Here is a 3,310-nt window from a genome sequence, read left to right as displayed (position 1 = left end):
GTTGACGCGCCGCACGGCGACCCCGGCCGACGGTGTCGCCGTCTCCCGGCTCGGCTCGGAGGGGCCGCTGCTCGGCGCGGCGCACTCGGTGGTGCGCACGGTCCTCGACGACCCGATGGGGGTGGCGCAGGCCGCGTAGGGCGACCGGACGAGGCGGCGAGGGGCGGGTCAGACGACCCGTCCGGGGCGCCGAGGGGCGGGTAAGACGACCCGCCTGGGGCGGTGAGGGCTCCGCAGGGCCACCCGCCGGGGGCGGCGAGCGTGCATAGGGCGGCCCGCCTGGGGCGGCGAGGGCCGCGTAGGGAGACACGCCGGGGGCGGCGAGAGGCGTCCCGGTCGACCCGCCGGGGCGGCGGAGGGCGCATAGGACGGCGTCCCCATGAGGGACCCAGGCCGTGCAGCGCACCTTCCGATCGTCCCCGCCGATGCCAGTGGTTCGGACCTCTGACGTGCGGTTGTGCACAATGCACGGGTTGTCCACAGGTGCGTCGCGCCCCCTTCCGCCCCAACGGGCGGGCCCCGTACCGTACTTCACGCGAGGCGCCGGGCTCCCGTCCATCCGACGGGTGACGGCGTGCGCACGGGAAGGGGTTTCCTGTGTCGGGGGACGGTGTCGGGAGCACCACGAGGTCGGCGGGGCCGCAGGGGCCGGGGCTGCGCCGTGAGGCGATCGGCCTGCGCGAGGTCCTGTTCCAGAGCATCACGGCGATGGCGCCCGCGGCGGCGATCGCCGCGTCGATCCCGTCGGGTGCCGCCTTCGCCGGCGGCAGTCTGCCCCTGTCCGTGCTGATCGCCCTGGTGGCCTGCCTGTTCACCGCGTCCTGCGTGGCGGAGCTGGCCCGCAGAATGCCCGCGGCCGGGTCCGTGTCGACGTACGCGGCCCAAGGCCTGCATCCGGCGGTCGGTTTCCTGGTCGGCTGGGGATACGTGTTCGTGGAGGCGCTCGTCCCGCCGCTGTTGCTGCTGCAGCTGGGGTTCACGACGGCGGGCACCCTGCACGACGAATGGACGTCGTACCCAGGGGACCTGTGGTGGCCGTGGTCCCTCGCGGGGGCCGTGATCATCGCGCTCGCCGGGTACTTCGGGGTGCGCGCCTCGGCCCGCTTCGGCACCGTCCTGGGCATCTTCGAGGTGCTCGTCTTCCTGGTCTTCGCGGTCCTGCTCATCACCAGGGCCGGTGGCGACAACACCCTGACGGTCTTCGGCACGTCGCACACGGCGCCGGGTTTCGAGGGCATCGGCGGGGTCTTCGCCGGCTCGGTCTACACGGTGCTCGCGTTCGCCGGATTCGAGGCGGCCGCCCCGCTCGCCGAGGAGACGAAGGACCCGCGGCGCACCATGCACCGGGCCGTGCTCGGCGCGGCCCTGTCGATCGGCCTCGTGTACGTGATCACGACGTACGCCATGGCGGTGTACTTCGGCCCCGACAAGTTCGCCGGCTTCGGCGGCGCGGGCGCGGCGTCCTGGGACGGCGTGGCACGGGCGTCGTTCGGCCTGTTCTGGGTGCTGGTGTTCCTGGCCGTCGTCAACTCGACGGTGGCGAACGCCAACGCGTGCGCCACCGTGTCGACGCGCACCGCCTTCGCGCTGGGCCGCATCGGTGTCTTCCCGCGCGCGTTCGCACGGGTCCACCCGGTGCGCCGCTCCCCCGTGGCCGGGGTCGCCGTCCAGTTCGTGGTGGCCGTCGCGGCGATGCTGGGGCTCGGCTTCGCCTACGACCCGGTGACGGCGTTCCTGCTCCTCGCGACCGTGATCGTCACCGTCATCATCGGTGTGTACATCGTGGCGAACCTGGCGTGCGCGGGCTACTTCCTGCGCCGGGCCCGGGCCGAACTGCGGCCCGTACGCCACCTGGTGTTCCCCGTCCTCGGCATCGTCGCGTTCGTGCCCGCCCTCCTGACCGCGGCCGGGATACCCGTCTTCGACTTCGTCTCCGAGCTGTCGTCCCCGGTGTCGTACGCGGGTCCCGTCGTCGGCGTCTGGCTGGCGCTCGGCGTCGTCGTCCTGATCGTGCTGGCGCGGCGCCACCCGGACCGGCTCGCCGAGACGGCCCGCGTCCACCTCGACGACGACGTGCCGGTCACCCATCCCCCACAGAGCGGAGCCCCGCAGTCATGAGCGACCCCCGGATGCTCACCGTCCGGCCCGAACCCGGCGAGTACGCCTGGACGTTCGGCGGCGCACCACCGATCGCGCGCATCACGCCGGGCACGGTCCTCGACCTGTTCACGGAGGACTGCTTCGCGGGCCGGGTCCGCTCGGAGAAGGACCTCGTCTCGCAGGTCTGCGAGTTCCCCTACCTCAACCCGCAGACCGGCCCGTTCCACATCGAGGGCGCCGAGCCGGGCGACACCGTCGCCGTGCACTTCGTGTCGGTGGAGCCCGCCCGGGACTGGGCCGCGTCCACGACGGTGCCGCTGTTCGGCGCGCTGACGTCCACGCACACCACCGCCACCCTGCAGCCGCCGCTGCCCGAGACGGTCTGGATCTGGGGACTCGACCGCGACCGGCGGACCGCCCGGTTCACCGCCCGGGACAGCGAGTTCACGGTGGAGCTGCCGATGGACCCGATGCACGGCACGGTGGGCGTCGCGCCCGCGAACCTGGAGGTGCGCTCCGCCCTCGTGCCGGACGCGCACGGCGGGAACATGGACACGCCCGAGATGCGAGCGGGCGTCACCTGCTATCTCGGCGTGAACGTCGAGGGCGCGCTGCTGAGCCTCGGCGACGGACATGCCCGGCAGGGCGAGGGCGAGACGTGCGGCGTCGCCGTCGAGTGCGCCATGCGGACCGTCGTCGTCGTGGAACTGCTCAAGGGCGTCGCGACGCCGTGGCCGCGCATCGAGTCGGACACGCACCTCGTCTCGACGGGCTCGGCGCGCCCGCTGGAGGACGCGTTCCGGATCTCCCAACTCGACCTCGTGCAGTGGCTCGTACGGGACTACGGCTTCAGCGAGCTCGACGCGTACCAGTTCGCCACGCAGACCGTCGAGTCGCCGCTCGCGAACGTCTGCGACACCAATTACACGTGCGTCGCCAAGCTCCGCAAGGAGTGGCTGCCGGCGCGCGAGACGCACCGCGGCATGCACGCGCGGCTGCGTGAGATCGCGGCGACGCTGCCCCGCCCCGAGGTCTCTTAGGGCGTCACGGCGCCGGTTCCCCCCACCGTCCGAGCCATTCGAGAGGCAGGATCGTCATGGACCGAGCAAGACACCTCCCCGGTCGGCCCGCGCACCCCACCCGCCGGCGTCTGCTGCAGGCCGGGGCCCTCGCCGCGGTGCCCGGCGTGCTGCTGCCCGCGGGCCGGGCC

2 protein-coding genes and 1 pseudogene are annotated in these 3,310 nt (G+C 73.3%); all 3 read left to right on the top strand.

What is annotated here, in order from left to right; genetic code table 11:
• A pseudogene (locus G3I40_RS46815) lies at positions 1 to 139 on the top strand (ROK family protein); the annotation flags it as partial.
• Positions 140 to 597: 458 nt separating this feature from the next.
• On the top strand, positions 598 to 2,118 hold the full coding sequence (locus G3I40_RS01795) for an APC family permease (protein WP_343244794.1): 1,521 nt from the start codon (positions 598 to 600) through the stop codon (positions 2,116 to 2,118).
• Complete coding sequence (locus G3I40_RS01790; RefSeq protein WP_164300369.1) at positions 2,115 to 3,140, top strand: acetamidase/formamidase family protein; 1,026 nt, start codon at positions 2,115 to 2,117, stop codon at positions 3,138 to 3,140. Before G3I40_RS01795 ends, G3I40_RS01790 begins: the two co-directional genes overlap by 4 nt.
• Positions 3,141 to 3,310: the final 170 nt, after the last annotated feature.

Origin of the sequence: Streptomyces sp. SID14478 (genome assembly GCF_010548525.1) — a bacterium.
GTDB lineage: Bacteria > Actinomycetota > Actinomycetes > Streptomycetales > Streptomycetaceae > Streptomyces.
Note: the sequence above shows the minus strand (reverse complement) of the source record. Positions and strands in the feature narration are given on the sequence as shown.